At 59.7% G+C, this 22,440-nt stretch carries 21 protein-coding genes and 3 pseudogenes; 16 read left to right on the top strand and 8 right to left on the bottom strand.

The features are described 5' to 3' along the window. The first annotated feature begins 1 nt into the window (after window position 1). The 6 genes from ACOERD_RS21900 (at window position 2) to ACOERD_RS21875 (ending at window position 5,097) form a co-directional block, all read left to right on the top strand. Window positions 2–1,096: an alcohol dehydrogenase family protein gene (locus ACOERD_RS21900; RefSeq protein ID WP_419740447.1), complete on the top strand. Its 1,095-nt coding sequence runs from the start codon at window positions 2–4 to the stop codon at window positions 1,094–1,096. Continuing rightward, a complete protein-coding gene (locus tag ACOERD_RS21895; RefSeq protein WP_419740446.1) occupies window positions 1,093–2,052 on the top strand; it encodes a mandelate racemase/muconate lactonizing enzyme family protein in 960 nt (319 codons plus the stop codon). Before ACOERD_RS21900 ends, ACOERD_RS21895 begins: the two co-directional genes overlap by 4 nt. A gap of 44 nt (window positions 2,053–2,096) precedes the next feature. Beyond that, entirely contained in the window at window positions 2,097–3,278 is a 1,182-nt protein-coding gene (locus ACOERD_RS21890) for an ISNCY family transposase (RefSeq protein WP_419737631.1), read from the top strand. Between the two features lie 96 nt (window positions 3,279–3,374). Next, window positions 3,375–3,632 (top strand): hypothetical protein, encoded by a 258-nt coding sequence (locus ACOERD_RS21885; protein WP_419740445.1) that lies wholly within the window; start codon window positions 3,375–3,377, stop codon window positions 3,630–3,632. 2 nt (window positions 3,633–3,634) lie between these two features. Beyond that, window positions 3,635–4,366 carry an SDR family NAD(P)-dependent oxidoreductase gene (locus tag ACOERD_RS21880; RefSeq protein ID WP_419740444.1) on the top strand — a complete coding sequence of 244 codons (732 nt, stop codon included), beginning with the start codon at window positions 3,635–3,637 and terminating at the stop codon, window positions 4,364–4,366. Beyond that, window positions 4,363–5,097, top strand: a complete 735-nt coding sequence (locus ACOERD_RS21875) for an SDR family NAD(P)-dependent oxidoreductase (RefSeq protein WP_419740443.1) — start codon at window positions 4,363–4,365, stop codon at window positions 5,095–5,097. The genes ACOERD_RS21880 and ACOERD_RS21875 overlap by 4 nt, the downstream gene beginning before the upstream one ends. Before the next feature lie 61 nt (window positions 5,098–5,158). Here ACOERD_RS21875 and ACOERD_RS21870 read toward each other — a convergent pair whose 3' ends face one another. The 3 genes from ACOERD_RS21870 to ACOERD_RS21860 form a co-directional block, all read right to left on the bottom strand. Beyond that, window positions 5,159–6,172 (bottom strand): Ldh family oxidoreductase, encoded by a 1,014-nt coding sequence (locus ACOERD_RS21870; RefSeq protein WP_419740442.1) that lies wholly within the window; start codon window positions 6,170–6,172, stop codon window positions 5,159–5,161. 57 nt (window positions 6,173–6,229) lie between these two features. Further along, complete coding sequence (locus ACOERD_RS21865) at window positions 6,230–8,683, bottom strand: GcvT family protein (protein ID WP_419740441.1); 2,454 nt, start codon at window positions 8,681–8,683, stop codon at window positions 6,230–6,232. Window positions 8,684–9,119: 436 nt separating this feature from the next. Beyond that, window positions 9,120–10,301, bottom strand: a complete 1,182-nt coding sequence (locus tag ACOERD_RS21860; RefSeq protein WP_419737631.1) for an ISNCY family transposase — start codon at window positions 10,299–10,301, stop codon at window positions 9,120–9,122. A 155-nt stretch (window positions 10,302–10,456) separates the two neighbouring features. Here ACOERD_RS21860 and ACOERD_RS21855 point away from each other — a divergent pair, with 155 nt between their 5' ends. Both ACOERD_RS21855 and ACOERD_RS21850 read left to right on the top strand, forming a co-directional pair. Continuing rightward, window positions 10,457–12,172 carry a tetratricopeptide repeat protein gene (locus ACOERD_RS21855; RefSeq protein ID WP_419740440.1) on the top strand — a complete coding sequence of 572 codons (1,716 nt, stop codon included), beginning with the start codon at window positions 10,457–10,459 and terminating at the stop codon, window positions 12,170–12,172. Beyond that, window positions 12,162–12,983 (top strand): 4-(cytidine 5'-diphospho)-2-C-methyl-D-erythritol kinase, encoded by an 822-nt coding sequence (locus ACOERD_RS21850; RefSeq protein ID WP_419740439.1) that lies wholly within the window; start codon window positions 12,162–12,164, stop codon window positions 12,981–12,983. The genes ACOERD_RS21855 and ACOERD_RS21850 overlap by 11 nt, the downstream gene beginning before the upstream one ends. Here the strand turns inward: ACOERD_RS21850 and ACOERD_RS21845 are convergent. Together ACOERD_RS21845 and ACOERD_RS21840 are read right to left on the bottom strand one after the other, a co-directional pair. Next, window positions 12,976–13,404: pseudogene (locus tag ACOERD_RS21845) on the bottom strand (polyprenyl synthetase family protein); the annotation flags it as partial. The gene ACOERD_RS21850 and the pseudogene ACOERD_RS21845 sit on opposite strands and share 8 nt — an antisense overlap. Before the next feature lie 102 nt (window positions 13,405–13,506). After that, complete coding sequence (locus ACOERD_RS21840; protein WP_419737624.1) at window positions 13,507–15,249, bottom strand: IS1634 family transposase; 1,743 nt, start codon at window positions 15,247–15,249, stop codon at window positions 13,507–13,509. On the opposite strand from ACOERD_RS21840, the gene ACOERD_RS21835 reads away from it, so the two are divergent. From ACOERD_RS21835 to ACOERD_RS21815, 5 genes and pseudogenes are all read left to right on the top strand, one after another. Then, a complete protein-coding gene (locus tag ACOERD_RS21835; protein WP_419740438.1) occupies window positions 15,242–15,442 on the top strand; it encodes a hypothetical protein in 201 nt (66 codons plus the stop codon). The two genes, ACOERD_RS21840 and ACOERD_RS21835, sit on opposite strands and share 8 nt — an antisense overlap. After that, a pseudogene (locus ACOERD_RS21830) lies at window positions 15,388–15,507 on the top strand (4-(cytidine 5'-diphospho)-2-C-methyl-D-erythritol kinase); the annotation flags it as partial. The gene ACOERD_RS21835 and the pseudogene ACOERD_RS21830, both read left to right, overlap by 55 nt. 116 nt (window positions 15,508–15,623) lie before the next feature. Continuing rightward, window positions 15,624–17,132 (top strand): IS21 family transposase, encoded by a 1,509-nt coding sequence (gene istA, locus ACOERD_RS21825; protein ID WP_419737605.1) that lies wholly within the window; start codon window positions 15,624–15,626, stop codon window positions 17,130–17,132. Continuing rightward, complete coding sequence (gene istB / locus ACOERD_RS21820) at window positions 17,119–17,850, top strand: IS21-like element helper ATPase IstB (RefSeq protein WP_419737606.1); 732 nt, start codon at window positions 17,119–17,121, stop codon at window positions 17,848–17,850. The genes istA and istB overlap by 14 nt, the downstream gene beginning before the upstream one ends. A gap of 196 nt (window positions 17,851–18,046) precedes the next feature. Beyond that, window positions 18,047–18,223, top strand: a pseudogene (locus ACOERD_RS21815) (4-(cytidine 5'-diphospho)-2-C-methyl-D-erythritol kinase); the annotation flags it as partial. Here ACOERD_RS21815 and ACOERD_RS21810 read toward each other — a convergent pair. Beyond that, window positions 18,216–19,214, bottom strand: a complete 999-nt coding sequence (locus tag ACOERD_RS21810; RefSeq protein WP_170462638.1) for a polyprenyl synthetase family protein — start codon at window positions 19,212–19,214, stop codon at window positions 18,216–18,218. The pseudogene ACOERD_RS21815 and the gene ACOERD_RS21810 sit on opposite strands and share 8 nt — an antisense overlap. A 56-nt stretch (window positions 19,215–19,270) precedes the next feature. Here ACOERD_RS21810 and ACOERD_RS21805 point away from each other — a divergent pair, with 56 nt between their 5' ends. The 3 genes from ACOERD_RS21805 to ACOERD_RS21795 all read left to right on the top strand — a co-directional run bounded on the left by ACOERD_RS21805 (window position 19,271) and on the right by ACOERD_RS21795 (window position 20,542). After that, window positions 19,271–19,486, top strand: coding sequence for a DUF2007 domain-containing protein (locus ACOERD_RS21805; RefSeq protein ID WP_419740437.1), 216 nt, complete (start codon window positions 19,271–19,273; stop codon window positions 19,484–19,486). Next, the gene (locus tag ACOERD_RS21800; protein WP_419740436.1) at window positions 19,483–20,262 is read left to right on the top strand and encodes a tRNA1(Val) (adenine(37)-N6)-methyltransferase; all 780 of its coding nucleotides are present in this window, start codon (window positions 19,483–19,485) and stop codon (window positions 20,260–20,262) included. The genes ACOERD_RS21805 and ACOERD_RS21800 overlap by 4 nt, the downstream gene beginning before the upstream one ends. A gap of 115 nt (window positions 20,263–20,377) precedes the next feature. Then, on the top strand, window positions 20,378–20,542 hold the full coding sequence (locus ACOERD_RS21795; protein WP_170379030.1) for a YdcH family protein: 165 nt from the start codon (window positions 20,378–20,380) through the stop codon (window positions 20,540–20,542). Here the strand turns inward: ACOERD_RS21795 and ACOERD_RS21790 are convergent. Together ACOERD_RS21790 and ACOERD_RS21785 are read right to left on the bottom strand one after the other, a co-directional pair. Then, entirely contained in the window at window positions 20,539–21,405 is an 867-nt protein-coding gene (locus ACOERD_RS21790; RefSeq protein ID WP_419740435.1) for a DMT family transporter, read from the bottom strand. The genes ACOERD_RS21795 and ACOERD_RS21790 overlap by 4 nt on opposite strands. Then, window positions 21,402–22,349 (bottom strand): transcriptional regulator GcvA, encoded by a 948-nt coding sequence (locus ACOERD_RS21785; RefSeq protein ID WP_419740434.1) that lies wholly within the window; start codon window positions 22,347–22,349, stop codon window positions 21,402–21,404. The genes ACOERD_RS21790 and ACOERD_RS21785 overlap by 4 nt, the downstream gene beginning before the upstream one ends. Window positions 22,350–22,440 lie beyond the last annotated feature (91 nt).

Raw genomic sequence — 22,440 nt, 5'->3', positions numbered from 1 at the left:
AATGATCCCCGAGACCATGCATGCGGTCCAACTGACCGGCCATGGCGGTATTGAGATGCTGGACTACCGCTCGGACGTGCCGGTCCCGACGCCGGGGTGCGGAGAGGTGCTGATCCGGGTCGCTGCCGCGGGAGTGAACAACACCGACATCAACACGCGGATCGGCTGGTACTCCAAGGCTGTCACCGAGGACACCAATACCGGTGGTGCCTCGGGTTTTGAGACTGTAGACGATGACGATGCCAGCTGGTCGGGTACGCCCTTGACCTTCCCCCGCGTTCAGGGCGCCGATGTCTGCGGCTATGTTGCTGCCGTAGGAGATGGGGTCGACCCGGCACGCATTGGCGAGCGTGTGATCGTGCGCAACATGCTGCGGACTTATGTCGACTACCGCCCTTATGAATGCTGGACCATCGGCAACGAATGCGATGGGGGTTTTGCCCAGTTCTGCATCGCACCTTCTCAGGAAACCCACGCGGTGAATTGCGACTGGGATGATGTGGAACTGGCCGCCATCCCCTGCGCCTATTCCACGGCTGAGGGCATGCTGCACCGCGCCAGCGTCGGGGCCGAGACTGTTCTGGTCACCGGCGCCTCGGGCGGTGTTGGTTCGGCTGCGGTGCAACTGGCGAAACGGCGCGGCGCGTATGTAATCGCGCTGTGCGCGCCCGCGAAGGCCGAGGCTGTTCTAGCTTTGGGTGCAGATCGCGTGCTGGACCGCAACGCCGATCTGGTGGCTGAACTGGGTGAGGGTTCAATCGATGTGGTGGTCGATCTGGTGGCCGGCCCGCAATGGCCCAGCTTGCTGGACGTGCTGCGCCGGGGCGGGCGCTATGCGACTGCCGGAGCCATCGCCGGACCGATCTGTCAAATTGACGTGCGGACGCTCTACCTCAAAGACCTCACCTTGTTTGGCTGCACCTTTCAGGAGGACATCGTGTTCGAAAACCTCGTGAAATACATCGAGGCCGGAGAAATTCGCCCCATCGTCGCCAAGACCTATCCGCTCAGCGAGATCGCGACGGCGCAGGAAGAGTTTCTGACCAAAACACATACCGGGCAGCTGGTGCTGATCCCGCCGCAGGTGGCCTCATGAAAATCCGCAAGATCGAGCTTTTTGAACTGCATCTGCCCTATGCAGGCGGGTCTTACGAGCTGTCGGGCGGGCGCATTTACACCGGGTTTGACAGTGTCATCGTCTGTATCACCGCCGATGACGGGACCGAGGGATGGGGTGAATCCACGCCCTTCGGCCCGAACTACATCGCCGCCCATGCACGGGGTGCCCGCGCCGGAGTTGAAGAAATCGCCCCCTATCTGATCGGTCGTGACCCACGTGATGTGGACCGGATCAATGATGCGATGGATGAGGCTCTTCTGGGCCATAACCACGCGAAATCGGCGCTTGATCTGGCCTGCTGGGACCTTTTCGGCAAATCGGTTGGCCTACCGGTCTATAAACTGCTGGGTGGCGCGACAGGCAATCGCCTGCCCGCAATTAGCTCGATCTACGCGGGCACGCCCGAGGATATGCGCGCCCGCGTAGCGGAACACCGCGCGATGGGCTATATGGGCCATTCGGTAAAGGTCGGCGCGATGGATTCCGAAGGCGGCCCGGCGCTGGACGCCGAACGCATCGCGGCCTCATTGGCGGATCGGCAACCGGGTGAGTACTTCATCGTTGACGCCAATGGCGGCCTGATCCCGGAAACCGCGCTGCGGATGCTCCGCGCCCTGCCGGATGGGCTGGATTTCGTGCTGGAGGCCCCCTGTGCCACATGGCGCGAGACGCTTTCCCTGCGCCAGCGTTGCGACGTGCCGATCATTCTGGACGAGTTGGCGCAAGAGGATGGCGATATCGCCAAGCTGGTGGCGCTGGATTTGGCCGATGGCATCGGGCTGAAGATCTCGAAAGCCGGGGGGCTGACCCATGCCCGCCGTCACCGCGACATCTGCCGCGCTGCAGGGCTGACGATCAGTGTGCAGGACACGGTGGGGTCAACCCTGTCTGCCGCGTCTGTCGCTAACACGCGATATGTCCGGTGTATGTAACATGCGATCTGTCCGGTTCTATTCTGTCTCTGAGAGGAGGCGTTATGAACCGAGCAGAAGTGTTACAGGAAGTTCGACTGATGAAGTTTGAAGATGTGTATTCGCGGCGAAGCGCGAACAAGCTGACGCAAGAACAGGCGGCTGAGATACTGGGTGTATCCGTGCGCACCGTCAGGCGTTGGGAGGATCGATTTGAGGCGGATGGTGCAGAAGGTCTGTACGACCGTCGGCTTGGCAAACTGGCCAACAATCGTGTTGCCACGGATAAGGTCATGGAGATGCTTGAACTGTTTGATACCAAGTACTGGGATTACACGCCGAAGCATTTCCACGAGAAGCTGGTGGCCCACCATGGTTTCACACAGAGCTACAACTGGGTGCGGCTTACACTGCAGCGCCACGGCCGGGTTCAGGCAGCACCCCGACGAGGTGCCCATCGGCGCAAGCGGCCCCGCCGTCCGATGGTTGGCATGATGTTGCATCAGGACGGCTCCAGCCATGAATGGGTTCCGGGTCAGTGGTGGGATCTGATCGTCACCATGGACGATGCCACCAACCGGGTTTATTCGGCATTCTTTGTCGAGGAAGAAGGGACGATGAGCAGTTTTCAGGGGCTGACAGAGGTGATCGAGGCGCAAGGTCTGTTTTGCTCGCTCTATGCCGATCGGGGCTCTCATTACTGGCATACGCCCGAAGCGGGCGGCAAAGTGGACAAGGACAATCTGACCCAGGTCGGGCGCGCCTTGCAGCAACTCGGCATTGAGCTGATCCCGGCCTATTCACCGCAGGCCCGTGGACGGTCTGAACGCATGTTTGGCACGTTCCAGAACCGATTGCCGCAGGAACTGCGGTCCCATGGGATCACAACCATTGAAGAGGCCAATCAGTTCCTGAAAGAGGTCTATCTTCCCGAACACAATGCCCTGTTTGCAAAGGAGCCGGAGGATACGACCTCGGCCTTCGTGCCGTTTACAGGCAATGTGCGCGACACCCTGTGTGTGCAGGAAGACCGCGTCGTCGGCAACGACAATACGGTGCGCTACAAGGGCCTGGTCATGCAGATCGCGGCAGACAGGCACCGTCATCATTTCGTCAAGGCGAAGGTCAGGGTCCACGAATACCCCGATGGTCAACTGGTCATCTTCCACGGCCCGAGATGCATTGGCCGCTACCAGCCTGACGGATCACCCATCACACAGGAGGATAGCAAACACAAAGTCGCGTGACCCGCTTCGACGTGGCGCGAACGCGGTGGCCCAAATCTACGGTCGCCTACGGCTCCCTCCGAATTGGGCCACCGCGCAATCAACTGAAGCGGACAATTGGCATGTTACCTACACCGGACAATTCAGAATGTTCTCGACACCCTGTCTGCCGCGTCGATCTTCCATATGGGTGCGACTGTGCCCGAACGGTTGCTGCGCTGTGTTTTGGACCCGCGCGACATGGTGACGATCCAGACCGGGGCGTTCAACGCTCCAATCGAAAACGGTGGCGTTCTGCCGTCCGATGCGCCGGGCCTCGGCGTGACAATGAACCGGGACCTGCTGGGTCAGGCCGTCGCAATCTGGGAAGACTAGACATGTTTAAGGACAAAAACGCCCTTGTCACCGGCGCGGCCGGAGGGATCGGGCAAGCCATCGTCAAACAGCTGCGCGCGCAGGGCGCTCGGGTCGCGGTTGCGGATCGCGCGACCGATGGGATCGAAGCCGAGGCGCATCTGCCCGGCGATCTTCTGGACCCAGCCTATTGCGACCAACTGGCTGCCAACGCGCAACAGGCTTTGGGCGGCCTCGATATCGTGATCAACAATGCCGGCGTCATCACCCGCGGCCCGGTGACCGAGACCTCGGACGCCGACTGGACCCTATCCTTGGGCGTGAATGTCGAGGCTCCGTTTCGGATTTGCCGCGCCGCTATTCCGCTGATGGCCGAGGCGGGCGGTGGCGCCATCGTCAACACGGCGTCCTGCTGGGGCGGCAAGGCGCCGGGGCCAAACCATGCGCTCTATTGCATGACCAAGGCGGCGATCGCCTCGCTGACCGAATGCATGGGGATGGATCACGCACATCAGGGCATCCGCATCAACGCCGTTTGCCCGAATGAGGTTAACACGCCGATGCTGCGCTCGGGCTTTGCCAAGCGCGGGTTTGATCCTGACGAGGCCGTGACTGAACTGGGTAAGACCGTGCCTCTTGGGCGGATCGCCGAGCCTGAGGATATTGCTGATGTGGTCCTGTTCCTCGCCTCGGACGCGGCGCGCTACATGTGTGGCACGCTGGTTGAGGTCAATGGCGGGAAGCCGGTCGCATGAGGCGGTTTGAGGGCAAGGTTGCGCTGGTCACCGGCGGTCGCTCGGGGATAGGGCAAGCCATCGCAGCACGGCTGACGGAGGAGGGCGCGCGCGTCTTCACCGCCCAGCGCGGTGGCGATGATCACTTCGAAGGAATCGCGGCCGAGTTCACCGACCCCTCCGCGCCTGCACAGGTGATAGCCGAGGTCGTCGCCCGCGCCGGGCAGTTGGACGTTCTGGTTAACAATGCCGGGATGATGCAGGAGGCCCGCGTTGAAGAGATGACGTTGGATGACTGGCAGAAAAACCTGACCGTCAATCTGACCGCGCCTTTCCTGATGATCCAAGCCGCTTTGCCCCATCTGCGCAAAACAAAGGGTAGCATCGTCAATACCGGCTCGATCGAGGGGCTGGGCAGCAATCCCGGCCACGCGGCCTATTGTGCGTCCAAGGCTGGGCTGCACGGGTTGACCCGTGCCGTGGCGGTGGATCACGGGGCCGAAGGTATCCGTTGCAACGCCATCGCTCCGGGCTGGATCGATACCGAGTTGAACCTCGACTTTATCGACTCGATGCCCAACCCGGATGCGTTTCGCCGGGATATCGGCCAGATTCACCCGGTCGCGCGCACCGGTAGGCCCGAAGAAGTGGCTGCCTTGGCGGCGTTTCTGGCTGCCGAGGAAAGCGGCTTTATCACCGGGCAGGTCTACACGGTCGATGGCGGGCGGATGGCAAAGCTGAGCCTGCCCTGACCTGAGAGCCGCTTCGGGGTGTTCGTGAACCACACGACCCCTGTGCGATCAGTCGAAAACCTTACTGCAAGTCTTGCAACTGCGACAGCACTTCGGTGCTGACGTTGACGCCTCCGGCCTTTGACGCGGCGCGGTTCTTTAGCCGTCCATCGCCGGGTATGCGCGCGGTACCGTTGCCTTCGATCTCGGCGCAGATGCGCGTGACATAGTCGCTGAAGGCAGCGTTTCCGAACCGTGTCGGATCAATCGCGATCAGGGTCGCGCCGCCCTTGACGTTCAACGCGCCATGCGCCTCGCGCTCGGCATTGTCGACCGAGAGGGTGCCCCCGGCCAGCGCAGCGCCCATGACCTCGATCAGGAAGGCGATCGCGGCCCCTTTGTGTTCGCCGAACGGCAAAAGGCTGCGAGTTTCGAGGATGGCGTTGGGATCAGCGCTGGGCTGGCCGTCCGGGGCCAGACCTGCAGGGCGCGGCAGGTCATGCCCTTCGGCGGCGGCCATGCGGATATCCATCAAGGCCACTGTCGAGGACGCCTGATCCCAAACGATCGGCTCCATGCCGTCGCGCGGGCAGGCAAATGACATCGGGTTGGTGCCAAAGACCGGGCGCACACCGCCCTGCGGCACCACCATCGACAGTGAGTTCACGACGGCCAAAGCCACCAAGCCCGCCTCGGCAAGCGGTTCGGTGTCAAAGCGCAACGCGCCTAGGTGGTGACTATTTGCGCAGGTGAAGGCAGCGATCCCGTTTTCGCGCGCCATAGCAATCAGCTCGTCCCGGGCTGCGGCCGCGGCGATCTGGTAGTATCCATTGTCTGCGTCACCACGCAGAACGCCCGGTGCGATACGCTCGAATTTGGGGTGCGCAGCGGGGTTGGCATAACCCGAGGTAAAGCTCTGGGCGTAGACCGGCAGCATGCGCAAACCGTGGCTGCGTGGGCCGTCACGTTCGGATTTGACGACGATCTCAGCAATCATGTCGCTGCCCGGATCATCCATGCCCGCAGCCACAAGGACGGATTTCGCCAATTCCCTAACCTCTTGGAGTGAGAGCGTTTTCGTCGAGATATCGGTCATTGGCTAAATCCGGTCCTTGTGTTCGTGAAAGGGACCGCAGCCCCCTTGTTGTTCTTGTCAGGCGCGTGCGCGGGCGCTGGTGGGGTCCACGACGCAGGTGTCGATGACCTCGGCCTCGCGCATCTCGTTATGGACCAACACCTGCATTCTGGTGCCCTGCGCCGTCATGTTCTGCGGCACCAGCGCCATTGCGATGTCATGGTTGCAATAATATGAGAACCCGCCCGAGGTGACACGCCCGATCAGTTTGCCGTCGGAATAGACACCCTCGTCAAACATCACCGAGGTATCGCAATAGGGCAGTTTCAACGTGACCAGAGTGTTGTATCCCCCCGCGTCCCGCTGTTTCAGCAGAGCGGGTTTGCCGATGAAGTCCCGCTCGACCACTTGCCCGTCGATCTTCTCGGTCATAGCGACGAACCGGCCCAGATCGGCCTCATAAGGGGTCAGGTCCTTGCAGATCTCGCGGTTGATGGCGCGGTAGGATTTCTCGAGCCGCATAGACTCCAGCGCCTCAAGACCGAACGGTTTCACGCCCGCCTTCAGCAGCAGATCCACGAGGTGACGGTTGTAGCCCGCCGGATGGTGCAGCTCCCATCCCAGCTCACCGGTGTAGGAGACGCGCAGCAGGTGAACGCCCTTGGCATAGCCCACCTCACCCATCTGCGCCGAAAGCCAGGGGAAGGCCTCGTTCGACAGATCATTGTCGGTCAGTTTCGACAGGATCTCGCGCGATTTCGGACCAGCCAGAGCGATCACGCCTAGCTGTTCCGAGATATCCTCCATCACGACCGAGCCGTCTTTGGGCAGCAGACGCTGCATCTGGTCCCAGTTATAGGCCTGCCAATTCGGGGTCGAGATCAGATAGAAATCATCCTGCGCCTTGCGTGCGATGGTGTATTCCGCATCCATCCCACCGTTGTCGTTCAGCATCAGAGACAGGGTCATTCGCCCCACCTTGGGCAGTTTGTTCGCCATCAGACCATCCAGCCATTTGGCCGCGCCTAGCCCGCGCACGGTGAATTTGGTCATCGGAGACATCTCGATGAAGCCTGCCTCTTCCCGCGTGCGGCGCACTTCTTCCTGTACCAGCTCCATATGATTGGTGCGGCGGAAGGAGTGTTCGGGGATCGCCTCCTTGGGTGATTTGGCGAACCAGCGCGGGAATTCATAGCCGTTGAAGCTGGTCCAGACGGCGCCATGTGCAGTCAACAGATCGTATGAGCCCGCGGTTTTCATCGGGCGAGCCTCGGGGAAATCCTCACCTGGGATGTGCGCATCCATATGGGTTCCCCATGTCTCGCGCACCTTGTCCATGGTCCACCGTTTCGAGGCATAGTCCGAGAACCGGCGCGGGTCGAGTTCCGACATGTCCATGCCCGGATCGCCATCCACGATCCACTTGGCCAGACGGTTCCCTACCGTGCCGCCCCACAGGATACCTCCGGGCATCCCTTCGGCCAGCCACAGGTTCTCGTGCCCGGGTGCAGGGCCGGCCAGAGGCAGCTCGTCCGGGGTCATCTGGAACGGGCCGCGGGTGTTAGCCTTGATGCCAACCTCGCCCAGCGTCGGAACCCGTTCGATGGCGCGTTCCCACTGGGTTTCCACGGCGTCGAAATCTTCGGGCAGAAGGTCGGCGCCGAAATCCGGTGGCACGCGATCTTCGGCGAACAGCTTGAGGTCCTTGGTGAATTCATAGGGGCCAAACTGGATGCCGCCCACGTCTTCGCGCAGATAGGCACCATAATCCTCGTCCCGCAGGATCGGGAATTCCGGCAGGCCCTGTGCCTTGCGTTCTTTCAGCAAGGGCACGGTCTCGGTTGTCCAATATTGGTGAACGATCGGGATACAGGGCAGGTCCAGACCCACCCGGCGCGCGTTTTCGCGCGCATAGTTACCGGTGGCAAAGATCAGATGCTCACAAGTGATCTCACCCTGATTGGTGGTCACTTTCCAGTGGCCGTTCTCGAGCTTTTCATAAGCGGTGGCTTCGGTGTTCTGATAGACCTTGGCCCCGGCATCGCGCGCCAGCTTGGCCAGCGCCATGGTGATGTCTGCGGGGTTCACATAGCCGTCTTCGGTATGCAGGATGCCGCCACGAATATCCGGGCTTTGGTTCAGCAGGGGGTGCACCTCGGCAATCTCTTCCGGTGTTAGCAGCTTGCACGGCACCCCGGCGGCTTCGGCGATCGAGATATAGGACTGGAACTCATCCCAGCGCTTTTCGGTATTGGCAACGCGCAGCTGACCCACTTTGCGAAGGCCCACCGAGGCGCCCAACTTTTCCTCAACCTCGGTATAGATGCGGATGGTTTCCATGGTCATTTTCGACACGTTTCGCGACCGAACAAAGGTCACAAGCAAACCGGCGGCGTGCCAGGTGGACCCTGACGTCAGCGTCGTCCGCTCCAACATCACCGCATCCGTGCAGCCATGTTCGGTCAGGCCATACAGGATCGAGGCGCCAACGCAGCCGCCCCCGACCACTACAACTTTTGCATGTGACTTCATCGTATGTTCATACCGTGTCTGGTTTGCCAACAGTGCTTGGAAGCACCATTCCGTCAGTCGGTCTTTTGCGCAATCGCAAAAATATTTCACTCTGAATGAGTTGAAGTCACTCAAACCGAACATGTGCCTTTTGAAACGCGAAGGGTACCCAAATCCTTCGCCAGGGTGAGCCAACCAAATGCCCTATTGATGAGCTGCCACTGAGTGTTGGACGGCGCTCCTGCTTGATCCGTGCAACAGGGCGGCCAGTTCTTAGGCGAAAACCGGTGCAATGGCGGCGTCGTGAACCTTGAGCCATGTCGAGAACATTCTGAATTGTCCGGTGTAGGTAACATGCCAATTGTCCGCTTCAGTTGATTGCGCGGTGGCCCAATTCGGAGGGAGCCGTAGGCGACCGTAGATTTGGGCCACCGCGTTCGCGCCACGTCGAAGCGGGTCACGCGACTTTGTGTTTGCTATCCTCCTGTGTGATGGGTGATCCGTCAGGCTGGTAGCGGCCAATGCATCTCGGGCCGTGGAAGATGACCAGTTGACCATCGGGGTATTCGTGGACCCTGACCTTCGCCTTGACGAAATGATGACGGTGCCTGTCTGCCGCGATCTGCATGACCAGGCCCTTGTAGCGCACCGTATTGTCGTTGCCGACGACGCGGTCTTCCTGCACACACAGGGTGTCGCGCACATTGCCTGTAAACGGCACGAAGGCCGAGGTCGTATCCTCCGGCTCCTTTGCAAACAGGGCATTGTGTTCGGGAAGATAGACCTCTTTCAGGAACTGATTGGCCTCTTCAATGGTTGTGATCCCATGGGACCGCAGTTCCTGCGGCAATCGGTTCTGGAACGTGCCAAACATGCGTTCAGACCGTCCACGGGCCTGCGGTGAATAGGCCGGGATCAGCTCAATGCCGAGTTGCTGCAAGGCGCGCCCGACCTGGGTCAGATTGTCCTTGTCCACTTTGCCGCCCGCTTCGGGCGTATGCCAGTAATGAGAGCCCCGATCGGCATAGAGCGAGCAAAACAGACCTTGCGCCTCGATCACCTCTGTCAGCCCCTGAAAACTGCTCATCGTCCCTTCTTCCTCGACAAAGAATGCCGAATAAACCCGGTTGGTGGCATCGTCCATGGTGACGATCAGATCCCACCACTGACCCGGAACCCATTCATGGCTGGAGCCGTCCTGATGCAACATCATGCCAACCATCGGACGGCGGGGCCGCTTGCGCCGATGGGCACCTCGTCGGGGTGCTGCCTGAACCCGGCCGTGGCGCTGCAGTGTAAGCCGCACCCAGTTGTAGCTCTGTGTGAAACCATGGTGGGCCACCAGCTTCTCGTGGAAATGCTTCGGCGTGTAATCCCAGTACTTGGTATCAAACAGTTCAAGCATCTCCATGACCTTATCCGTGGCAACACGATTGTTGGCCAGTTTGCCAAGCCGACGGTCGTACAGACCTTCTGCACCATCCGCCTCAAATCGATCCTCCCAACGCCTGACGGTGCGCACGGATACACCCAGTATCTCAGCCGCCTGTTCTTGCGTCAGCTTGTTCGCGCTTCGCCGCGAATACACATCTTCAAACTTCATCAGTCGAACTTCCTGTAACACTTCTGCTCGGTTCATAACGCCTCCTCTCAGAGACAGAATAGAACCGGACAGATCGCATGTTACATACACCGGACATATCGCGTGTTAGCGACATCGTGAACCTTGAGCCATTGCCTCTTGCGGGCCGAGGCCCTAGCTTAACGTGCAGTCAACGATAGCAAGGCAGGATTTTGGTGGTTTCCCTGGTTCGTCGCGTGGCACTGGCCGCGCTGCTTTCATCCTCGGTCGCAATCCCGGCATTTTCGGATACCGGGTCCGGGGCCTATTTGGCCGGACGTCAGGCAATCTACGAAAACGACTATGCCGCCGCCGAAAGCTATTATGCGCAGGCGTTGCGGTCTGATCCGCAGAATGCATTGCTGTTGGAAAGCGTCGTCGTCGCGCGGCTGGCGCTGGGCGAAGTTGAGCGCGCACTGCCCATCGCTGAGACCATTGAAGAGAATGGCCTGCCGAGCCAAGCAGCCCGGATTGCCATCGCCGCAAACCTGATCGCAGAGGGCGATTGGGAAACGCTGCTGTCACGTGATCCCGAAACGCAGGGCGTGGGTCCTTTGGTCGATGGGTTGATGATTGCCTGGGCCTATCTTGGTCAGGGTGAGATGACCAAGGCGATGGAGCAGTTCGACACAGTCACAACTCAGGAGGGACTGCGCGAGTTTGCTCTGTATCACAAAGCGATGGCCCTAGCCTCGATCGGTGATTTCGAAGGGGCTGAGGCGATTTTCGCAGCCGATGACGGGGTCGTAGCCCGGTTCACCCGCCGCGCCGCGCTGGCCCGTACTGAGGTTCTGTCGCAGCTTGACCGGAATGAGGACGCTCTGACCTTCCTGGCCGATGTGTTTCAGGCCGGAAGCGACCCGTCGATCGCAGATTACACAAGCCGATTGTCAGACGGAGAAACGCTGCCCTTCACTCATGTCAGAACGGCGCAAGACGGCATGTCCGAGATCTTCTTTTCGGTGGGTGCCGCGTTGAATGACGAGGCCGCGCCGGACTACGTTCTGCTCTATGCCCGCACGGCCAGCTTCCTGCGGCCCGATCACGTCGACGCCCTTCTGATGAGCGCTGAGCTTCTGTCGGAACTCAACCAGCTTGATCTTGCGGTCGAAGCGTATCGCGCGGTTCCCAAGGAAAGCACCGATCACCACGTGGCCGAACTGGGCCGGGCTGATGTTCTGGGGCAATCCGGCAAAACCGATGCGGCGGTTGAGGTTCTGCAATCGCTGGCTGCGGAAAAACCTGATCTTCCCAGTGTCCATGTCGCTTTGGCCGATCTGCAGCGCCGCGAGGAAAACTATGCCGCCGCGGTTGATTCCTACAACACCGCAATTGATCTGGCGGAGGGTGTCTCGGCCGCGAATTGGTTCCTGCACTACGCGCGCGGGATTTCTCATGAGCGCCTCAAGCAATGGGATCAGGCCGAAGCCGATTTCCGTCGCGCGCTTGAGCTGAACCCGGATCAGCCGCAGGTTCTGAACTATCTGGGCTATTCGCTTGTCGAACGTCGCGAAAAACTCGATGAGGCGCTGGACATGATCGAACGCGCCGTCGCGGCTCGCCCCGACAGTGGTTATATCGTCGACAGCCTGGGCTGGGTCCTGTTCCGCCTTGGTCGCTATGACGAAGCGGTCGAGCACATGGAGCGTGCGGTTGAGTTGATGCCGGTTGATCCGGTGGTCAACGACCATCTGGGCGATGTCTACTGGGCCGTCGGACGCGCCCGCGAAGCTGAGTTCCAGTGGAAACGGGCTCTGTCCTTTGTTGATCCCGAAGACACCGATGGTGAGGCTGATCCCGAACGCATCCGACGCAAACTCGAGGTCGGTCTGGATACGGTTCTGTCCGAAGAGGGCGCGGATCCGTTGAAGGTTGCCAATGGCAACTAGCGCCTTTGCGCCCGCCAAGGTCAATCTAACCCTGCATGTAACCGGCCAGCGCGCGGATGGCTATCATCTGCTGGATTCGCTGGTGGCCTTTGCCGACATTGGCGATCAGCTGGCGTTTGAGCCGGGCGCAGGCCTGTCGATCTCGGTGAGCGGAGAGCATGCCGACGGGGTTCCCAAAGACAGCCGAAATCTGGTCTGGAAAGCGGCCGAGGGCACTGGGTGGACGGGTCATGTCATGTTGAACAAGGTGCTACCCCATGGTGGAGGCATCGGTGGAGGGTCCTCGGACGCGGCGGCCGTTCTGCGCCACGCGGCGGCGCTAGGGTTTGATATCCCGCCGCATCTTCCGACCGCGTTAGGGGCTGATGTACCGGTCTGCATGGTGGCCGAGGCTGCGCGGATGCGTGGGATTGGCGAACAGGTGGATCGGATCACTTTGCCCCCATTGCCCGCCCTTCTGGTCAATCCTGGGGTTGAGGTTCCGACCGGATCGGTCTTCGGCGCTATGTCTTCGCGGGACAATCCGGGCTTGCCGGATCAAATCCCTTCATTCGCAGGCGTGGAAGATTGCGCCGCTTGGCTTGCCGTCCAAAGAAACGACCTTGAACAGCCCGCCATAAGCCAGGCCCCGCAAATCGGGCGTGTGTTGGAGGGATTCGCGGAAACAAGGGATGTGCTGCTGGCCCGAATGTCGGGGTCAGGCTCGACCTGTTTTGCGCTCTACCCGTCGATGAAGGCCGCGCATTTCGCAGCCTATGAGATCAGCGCGGCCCAGCCCGATTGGTGGTGCCGCGCAACCAGCCTCAGTTGAGGCGCGAGACCACGTAGTCAGCCAGATCGCGTAGCAGAGTGCGGATTTCGTGATCAGGCAAAACCTCGAGCGAGGCTTTGGCCTTATTCGCCCAACCCAGCGCATCCTGACGGGTCGCCTCGAGCGTCTGGTACTTGTTCATCAGCCCAAGCGCATGTTCCAGATCGCCGTCCTGCTGGCGGCCTTTTTCGATCGTGCGCTCCCAGAAGATACGCTCATCCGCGGTGGCCTGCGCAACGGCTTTGATCACAGGCAGGGTCAGTTTGCGTTCGCGGAAATCGTCGCCCACATTCTTGCCGGTTGCCTTGCTATCGCCCTGATAATCCAGCAGATCGTCGGCGATTTGGAAGGCAATGCCCAGGGCATCTCCATAGTCGAACAGAGCTTTGACCTGTGCGTCCGAGGCTTCCGCCTGACTTCCGACATTTTTTCGTATAAGTCATTGATATTATTATGCCTTGGTTGCCAAAAGGCACTACACGGACTTTTTTCGCCAGCGATTGTTTCGGAGTGTTGAGGGAGCTCAGGCTTTGGTCTGGCCAGTTTTTCGGGTGCGCCCGGGGGGTATCTTGAAAGGGGCTTCGTTCCAGGTCAGGCCGACGCAGGTGAGGATGCGTCTGGCATCGACCGTGGCATGGCTTGGCATGCCGTAGCGGTCAGGGGTGCCTTTGTGGCGCAGGATCGAGAGCTGCAATGCGTTCAACTCGTTGCGGATACGAGCCGGGCTCATCGGGTGTCCGAGCAGGTCCAGATGCTTGCGCAGGTGCTGCAGGCAGCAGAAGGCCATGTAGCAGATGGCGATATGGGCCCGGACCCGACGCGGCGACCAGTGATAGATGGGCCGGATTTTCAGATCGTGCTTGTTGGTGCGGAAGCAGGCTTCGATCTCCCACAACTGGTGATAGCGGGCAATGACGTCCTGTGCCTCCAGTTCGTCCGCACCATGAACAACAATGGCATGCAGCCCGTCCCATTGTGCCGCTGCCTTGATCTTTGCATCATCCAGCGTGACGTCCCCGCTGTCGGGGAAGGCCAGGAAGCGGCCATATCCCCGGCTGCTGAAGCTGCCGGGTTTGCGAGAGCGCTTGAGCTTCTTGTGCAGCTTTTCGATTGCCTTGTCGCGCTTGTGGGCATCATTGCGTGCCCGGGTGGGTGACCAGGTCACAATGACCCGCGCTCCCTCCTGGTCGATCACCTTGTACCAGCCCTTCTCGGTTGCCTCTTCAGAACCGTGTCCAGCCCAAGGCTGGCGTCCCTCCGGGCTCAAAATGTTCGCCTTCACGGCGGCCGGGGCGGACTTCATGCGATAGCCGAGGATGTAGGGCAGACCCTTGTTCTGCAACATCTGCTGGTTGTCCTTGCTGAGCATGGCGGCATCGGCCACGAACGTGACCCTGGCCACGTCGAAGCGTCCCTCCAACGCCTTCAGCGCAGCTTCCAGCGTATGACCTTCCCAGGTGTTTCCCGGGAAGAGTTCATAGCCCACAGGCAGCCCATCGGAGGTGACGATCAGCGCCAGCATGACCTGAGCGCGGTGATGCTTGCCATCCTTGCTGAAGCCCTTGGCCAGAAGATGATCCTGCTCGACCCCGTCCGCATCCTCGGCCGGGTCCTCGCGCTCGGTGTCAAAGGCCAGGGTCGTGCAATCGTAGAACAGCACGGTCACTGGCCCGCCCAGCAACTTCTCTGCCGCCGCGTGAGAGGTTTTGCAAATCCCGTCTATCACCGGCGTATTGATGTAATCCATGCTCCGATAGACCACGTCCAGATTGAGCGTGATGCCTGCCTGGTTCTCCAACGCCTCCACGGTCGCGCGCTTGCTCTCGGGCTGTGCGATCCGCGCCATAACCAGCTCTTTCACAATGCGATTGGCACTTTTACGCGCCGCCCCCAGAAGGGCCCCCCAACCCAGTTGGTCATACATCGTCCCCATGACATCCCGCAGACCCAGAGAGACCCGCGCCTCCTCACGGCACTCGGCAAGATCAACGCCAAGCTTGTCCGGCCGCGGAGCGCGGCGCACCAGCGCCTGCAGATCGGCATATTCCGTGGGCGTGAACAGTTCCATTTGCGGCGAGCGATCAATGCGTAATTGCTCCATCAAGCGGCCCGCCAGACGCTTGATATCCTCAATCTCGCTGTCGTTATGGGCCACACCCACATGGCGCAGGATCTTCTGGCGTACCTTGGAGCCGGTGCGGACGGATTCAACGATCTGGATCCGTGTGCGGTTGAGCTTTGCGTCATGTTTGGTGCGGATGAACATGGGCGAAGAGGTTAGCCATCTGAAGGCCCATGTCAATACTTTTTATAATAATGGGGCACTACAACGCGCCTCTGAGCAACCACACCTGAAAACAAACCAAAAACCCAGTCAGATCAACAAAAAGGTCGGAAGTCAGGAAATCTGGTCTGGAAAGCGGCCGAGGGCACTGGGTGGACGGGTCATGTCATGTTGAACAAGGTGCTACCCCATGGTGGAGGCATCGGTGGAGGGTCCTCGGACGCGGCGGCCGTTCTGCGCTGTAGAAAAGCGTGCAATTTTGACCCCCTAAGCGGGGAAATCGGCGTCCAAATTTGACCCCTCCCTATGGTTGTAGACATCCTTTTCATTGAGCAGTCGATGGAGAGGCAAGCGGGATGATTTGCGTGGAAACTATTAGAAAAGTGCGTCGCTTACACCTGATCGAAAAAAAGAGCATCAAGGAAATTTGCCGTTCGCTCAATTTGAGCCGTGCAACGGTTCGAAAGATAATCCGATCGGGAGTGACGGAGTTCAAATATGAGCGCAAATCGCAGCCATACCCGGTGCTCGGGCCTTGGCGCGCGCGTCTGGATGAAACGCTTGAGGAGAACGAGGCGCTTCCGAAGAAACACCGCAAGCGGATGACCAAAATCTGGAAGGAACTCTCCGATGATGGTTTTGGCGGCGGGTATGACAGTGTTCGACGCTACACAAAGAATTGGCGCATTGCGCACGGCCGACAACAGGCGCAGGCGTTCATCCCGCTGATCTTTGATCCTGGGGAGGCGTACCAGTTCGACTGGAGTGTGGAGACGGTTTTGATGGACGGTGCACTCACGACCGTGAAGGTTGCCCATTTCAAACTTTGCCATAGCCGCATGCCATTCTCCATTGCCTATCCGCGCGAGACGCAGGAGATGGTCTTTGATGCCCACGACGAGGCCTTCAAATTCTTTGGTGGAGGCTGCATCAACGGGATCTACGATAACATGACGACCGCCGTCGATGCGATCCTGTCGGGCAAGGAAAGAAAGTTCAACAAGGCATTCTCCCGGATGTGTTCTCATCATCTGGTGAACCCGATCGCCTGTACGCGCGCGGCCGGTTGGGAGAAGGGTCAGGTTGAGAATCTGGTCAAGGAGAGCCGCGCCTATAGTTTTACACCGCGTCTGGAGGTGGCCGACTTCGATGAATTGAATGCCCGGCTGCAAAAAGACGCGATCAAACGCGCAAAAGAACTGCGGCATCCGGAAAACCTGGAGGTGACGGTCTGGGAGGAGTTCCAGCAGGAAAAGCCGCTGCTGACGCATCTGCAGAAGCCCTTCGTCGGGTTCCGTGAAAAGACGGTCGCCGTGAGCCGAACCTGCCTGATCAACTTCGAAAGAAACAAATACAGCGTTGAGGCAAGAGCTGTTGGACGTCAGGTCCAGTTGCAGGTCTACGCCACGCGGATTGTCCTGCGCCAAGACGGTGAGATTGTCGGAGAGCACGAACGGTGCTTCGGCCGAGGAAAAACGATCTTCAACCCTTGGCACTATGTGCCCGTCCTCAAGCGCAAGCCTGGCGCTCTGCGCAATGGAGCACCGTTCCGTGACTGGGACCTACCACCGGCAATGACGCAGATCTGGACCCATCTGCGGGGCACATCCGACGGAGACCGGCAACTTGCCGATATTCTTTTCGCTGCTTACCAGCACGACATTGATGTGGTCGAGGCTGCCTGCGAAGAAGCTCTAAAATCTGGCCTGCGCAAGGCCGATGCGATCCTGAACATTGTCTCTCGGCGCACCAATCCCCCGCCGCCAAAGGCGATTGAGCCGCCTGCCCACCTGCAGCTGAAAATGGCACCGATCGCGGATTGCGCTCGCTATGACAGGCTTGGAGGCTCCCATGCAACTGCGTAAGGAAATTCTCGAACTTGCCCGTCAACTGAAGTTGCCAGGCATCGTCAACTGCTTTGACGAAGTGATGCAGGCCGCAGCCAAAAACAACTGGCGGCCCCAACAGGTCGTGGCCGAACTCCTCACGGCCGAACTGGCCGAAAAGACTGCGCGCTCGATCCGGTATCAGATGGGTGCCGCAAAGTTCCCGGTCTGCAAGTCCTTACCTGAGTTCGACTTCACGGTCAGCCCCGTCAACGAGGAAGTCGTGCGCAATCTTCATGACGGCGATTTTATGGACCAGGCCAGGAATGGCGTGCTGGTCGGTGGAACCGGATCGGGCAAAACGCATCTCGCAACAGCGATCGGGGGCCACGCGGTCAATAACCGCCGGCGGGTCAGGTTCTTCAGCGCTGTGGATCTCGCGAACAAGCTGGAGGCTGAACATCGCGAAGGCAACGCCGGGCGGCTCAGCGAGCAGCTGATCCGCGTCGACCTCGTGATTATAGACGAACTCGGTTATCTGCCGTTCGCAGAGTCTGGTGGACGATTACTCTTCCATCTCATCAGCAAACTGTACGAGCGAACGTCTATTCTGCTAACAACCAACCTCGCATTTGCTGAATGGCCGAGTGTGTTCACAGATGCCAAAATGACCACTGCTCTCCTGGATCGACTGACACACCATTGCGATATCATCGAAACCGGGAACGAAAGCTGGCGAATTAACCACCGCGACTAACCTCGAAATCGGGGAATAAATTCAAAACAGACAGCAGGTCAAACCTTCAGTCGAGCTACGCTCTCTTTTCGGTTTGACCTGCTGTACACCCCCTCCTGAATCAACCTAAACACGACCCCCTCAACGCCCCTCTTAGCTCCAAGGGGGGTCAAATTTGGACGCCGATGGGGGGTCATTATTCAATGCCGATTGACAAATCGGGCGTGTGTTGGAGGGATTCGCGGAAACAAGGGATGTGCTGCTGGCCCGAATGTCGGGGTCAGGCTCGACCTGTTTTGCGCTCTACCCGTCGATGAAGGCCGCGCATTTCGCAGCCTATGAGATCAGCGCGGCCCAGCCCGATTGGTGGTGCCGCGCAACCAGCCTCAGTTGAGGCGCGAGACCACGTAGTCAGCCAGATCGCGTAGCAGAGTGCGGATTTCGTGATCAGGCAAAACCTCGAGCGAGGCTTTGGCCTTATTCGCCCAACCCAGCGCATCCTGACGGGTCGCCTCGAGCGTCTGGTACTTGTTCATCAGCCCAAGCGCATGTTCCAGATCGCCGTCCTGCTGGCGGCCTTTTTCGATCGTGCGCTCCCAGAAGATACGCTCATCCGCGGTGGCCTGCGCAACGGCTTTGATCACAGGCAGGGTCAGTTTGCGTTCGCGGAAATCGTCGCCCACATTCTTGCCGGTTGCCTTGCTATCGCCCTGATAATCCAGCAGATCGTCGGCGATTTGGAAGGCAATGCCCAGGGCATCTCCATAGTCGAACAGAGCTTTGACCTGTGCGTCCGAGGCTTCCGCAATCACGCCGCCAACTTCGGTCGCTGCGGAAAACAGGGCCGCAGTCTTGCCGCGCACGACCTGCAGATAGATGCTCTCATCCGTGTTCAAATCGGTGGCGGCGGTCATCTGCAGTACCTCGCCTTCGGCAATCGTTGCCGAGGCATTGGCGAGGATGTCCAAAACGCGCAGTGACCCGGTTTCAACCATCAACTGGAAGCTGCGAGAAAACAGATAGTCGCCCACCAACACGCTGGATTTGTTGTCCCACAACAGGTTCGCTGTGGGCCGCCCGCGTCGCTGGGCGCTTTCGTCGACCACATCGTCATGCAACAGGGTCGCGGTGTGAATGAACTCGACCGTCGCGGCCAGACGCACGTGATGCTCGCCCGAATAGCCAAACAACCGCGCCGCCGCCAATGTCAGCATCGGGCGCAGGCGCTTGCCGCCCGCTTCGACCAGATGCGCGGTTACCTCGGGGATACGGGGTGCGTGTTCGGACGCCATCCGGGTCCGGATCAGCGTATTCACCGCCTCCATTTCGCCGGTCAACATTTCGGCCAGCCGTTCGTGCGGCTTCGAGATTGTGCTGATGCCCATCACACTCCTGATACAAGGCTCGACTTTCGCCCTGCCTTGCCCTTACATCCATCCCCATGAAAGAACTATTGCGCAGTACCGATCCGACAATCCTGGCCTTTGCATCCGCTCTTCTTGAGGGCGAGGATATAGACTGCTTTCAGATGGACGTAAATATGAGCATCCTTGAATGCGGTATCGGAATTTTCCCCCGCCGCCTGATGGTTCGGGCCGATGACCTGACCCGGGCAGAGCGTGTGATGCGCGACAACGAGATCCCGCTGGGGCGATGACCGGGTTCAAGGAGGATGAGCTAAGCCGGAACGATTTCCTCGGCGGGCGGTTGCGTCTATGGCAACCCGTGTCTGGCTATCGCGCGGGGGTCGATCCTGTTTTGCTGGCGGCCAGCGTGCCCGCAACCTCTAGTCAGTCGGTGCTGGAGCTTGGCTGCGGGGCAGGGGCGGCAATCCTGTGCCTTGCGACACGAGTCCCCGGATTGGACCTGTGCGGTGTTGAACTGCAAGCGGCCTATGCGGACCTAGCGCGCCGCAATGCCGAAGAAAACAATATCGCTTTGGAGGTCTTTTCCGCAGATCTGACCGAGTTGCCCTCCGATCTGAAGCAGCGCCAGTTCGACCATGTGATCGCCAACCCGCCCTACTATCGCGCCGGGGCCCATAGCGCAGCTACGGACAGGGGGCGCAGTGTGGCTTTGGGGGAGCAGACGCCTATTGCCGATTGGATTGATGTCGCGGCCAAACGGCTGGCCCCGCGCGGCTATCTGCACATGATCCAAAAGGCGGATCGCCTGCACGACATGCTTTTGGCCTGTCGGGGACGTCTGGGCTCGATCGAAGCGCTGCCGCTTGCGGCCCGCGTGGGGCGAGAGGCCGAGCTTGTGATTCTACGGGCCCGCAAAGGTGGGCGGGCGACGTTTCGACTGCATGCGCCGGTCATCCTGCATGTGGGTCAACGGCATGAGCGCGACGGTGACAGTTATACGCCGGAACTCTCGGATGTGCTGCGGCAAGGCGCGGCTTTGGGGCCGTTTCACGTCAATCGGCAATGACCAGCCGAATTTGTCGGATTTATCACGTTTTCTTCGCGTCTGCGGCGTGACAGGGTGGAAACGATATGCTCAACTTCTTACGTGACATCTAGACACGTAAACAAGGAGGATCGCCATGAGCGTGAGCGCACATCTGACGGAACTGAAGAAGAAGCACGAATCTCTCGGTCTCGAAGTGGAACAAGCTCAACGCGCGCCAGGCATTGATGATCTTCATATCGCCCAGCTAAAGAAACAGAAGCTAAGGCTGAAGGAAGAGATCGAGCGCTTATCGACCTAACCTTTAAGACTGGCGCGCGCCGCAACCACGGCCCCGCCGGTGATCAAGACCGCCGCGATCGCCAATGTCCATGTCGGCATGGCGATCCCGGCAAAAACCAGAACCACGGTAGACAGCAAAGGTGCAGCATATGAGCTCGTACCCAGCATCTGAATGTCGCCCTGCTTGACCCCGATATCCCAGACATAGAACGCCAGACCGACCGGCCCAAGGCCAAGGGCCAGTGTCGATATCCAGCTGAGCGTGGTGTCCGGCCAGACCGGTGCCTCAAGCGCGAAATGCAGGCCCCATGAGGCGATGGCCGTGAACACGCAGAACACCGCGACCGAGCTCGTGGGCGTTTCACCCAGTTTCCGCGACAACACGGAGTAGCCTGACCATGTCAGTGCGCATAGGAACGCCAGCGCGTATCCCGGTAGGTGGTCGGCTTGAAACCCTGCGCTGCCGCCACCGGTGATGATCAGCGCAGCCCCGGCAAAGCCCAAACAGGCCCCGATCAGGTGGCCAGCGCGCAGATTCTCTCCGGGCAACAGGCCCGAGAACAGGACGATAAGCAGTGGCCAGAGATAGGCGATCAGCCCCGCCTCGGCCGCCGGGGCGATCCGAAGGGCCGAGAAATAAAGCGCGTGGTAGCCAAACAGGCCCACCGTTCCAAAGGCGTAGACTTTCCAGCTGATGCGGCGCAGCTGGGCCAATCCGCCCGATCGCCACGTCCAGACAAGCCCCAAAGTACCGCCGATACTGAAGCAGATCGCATTCAGCAGCAGCGGCGGTGTTGGGGCTGACCCGACTGTGAATAGGGCCAGCAGCGACCAAAGCAAAACCGCAATGAAGCCAGTGGCGGTGGCGCGTTGTCTGGTCATGTGGATGAGACGTCTTCTACAGGAACGATGGTGAATTCGTCCGAGATATGAGCGGTTTTTTCAATCTCTGCAACAAACCAATCGCGAAATGCTGCGACTTGAGGCCGGTTCTCCGCGCCGGGCAGGCAAAGAAAGCGAAAGCGGCCTTTGGTCTCGATGGCGGTTTTGAACGGCGCGACAAGCCGCCCCTCCATCATGTCCTTGATGATCATCGCCCGTCGCCCTAAGGCCACGCCCACTCCGGCGACAGCCGCGTCAATCGCGTGGTCTGCGTTGGAAAAATGCGCCCCGTGGGTCGGCGTGAACTCGACGCCAACAGCCCTAAACCAAGTCGGCCAATCTGCCGGAGGCTTCAGAAACGCAATCGAATCGTCATGTATCAGAGGCGCTTCGCGAAGGCTTTCGGGAGTTGTGAACTCGGCGGCCAGTTCGGGCGTCATAACGGGGGTCAGCCATTCCTTGCGAACCGGCAGGCAATAGAGGCCATCATCCCCGCCATAGCCAAACCGGATCGCGACATCCACGTCATCCCTCTCAAGGTCCATATTGCGCAGGGTGGCCGAAAACCTCAGGTCAATTTCGGGATGTGCGCGGGCAAAATCGTAAAGACGCGGAGCCAGCCATTTGGCCGTCAGCGCAGGTCCGGCCGTCACGGTGAGGGAGGTGTTGTCCTGAAGCCTTCGTGTTGCGGCCCACGCCGCTTTGAGTGACGTAAACCCCTCGACAGCCCCTGGGGCGAGGGCTTTGCCCGCCTCGGTAAGCTCGACTGCGCGATTCAAGCGGCGAAACAGCGGATGGCCCAAATGGTCCTCGAGCGACTTGATCTGGAAAGACAGCGCCGCGGGCGTGACGTTCAACTCTTCTGCGGCTTTGGCAAAGGACATGTGCCGCGCGGCAGCGTCAAAGGCGCGCAAAGCGGTGAGAGGGGGAAGGCGATCACTCATGTCACTTAAGTAATACTTATCTGAATGCTTGAAAACTCTCGTTTGTGCCTTTTTCAATCAAGGGTCATGTTTAGGGCAAGTCAAGTTCAGC

It is taken from the genome of Ruegeria sp. (assembly GCF_965199275.1).
Taxonomy (GTDB): domain Bacteria; phylum Pseudomonadota; class Alphaproteobacteria; order Rhodobacterales; family Rhodobacteraceae; genus Ruegeria.
The sequence above is the reverse complement of the archived record's forward strand: the minus strand, read 5'-3'. Positions and strand labels throughout refer to the sequence as shown.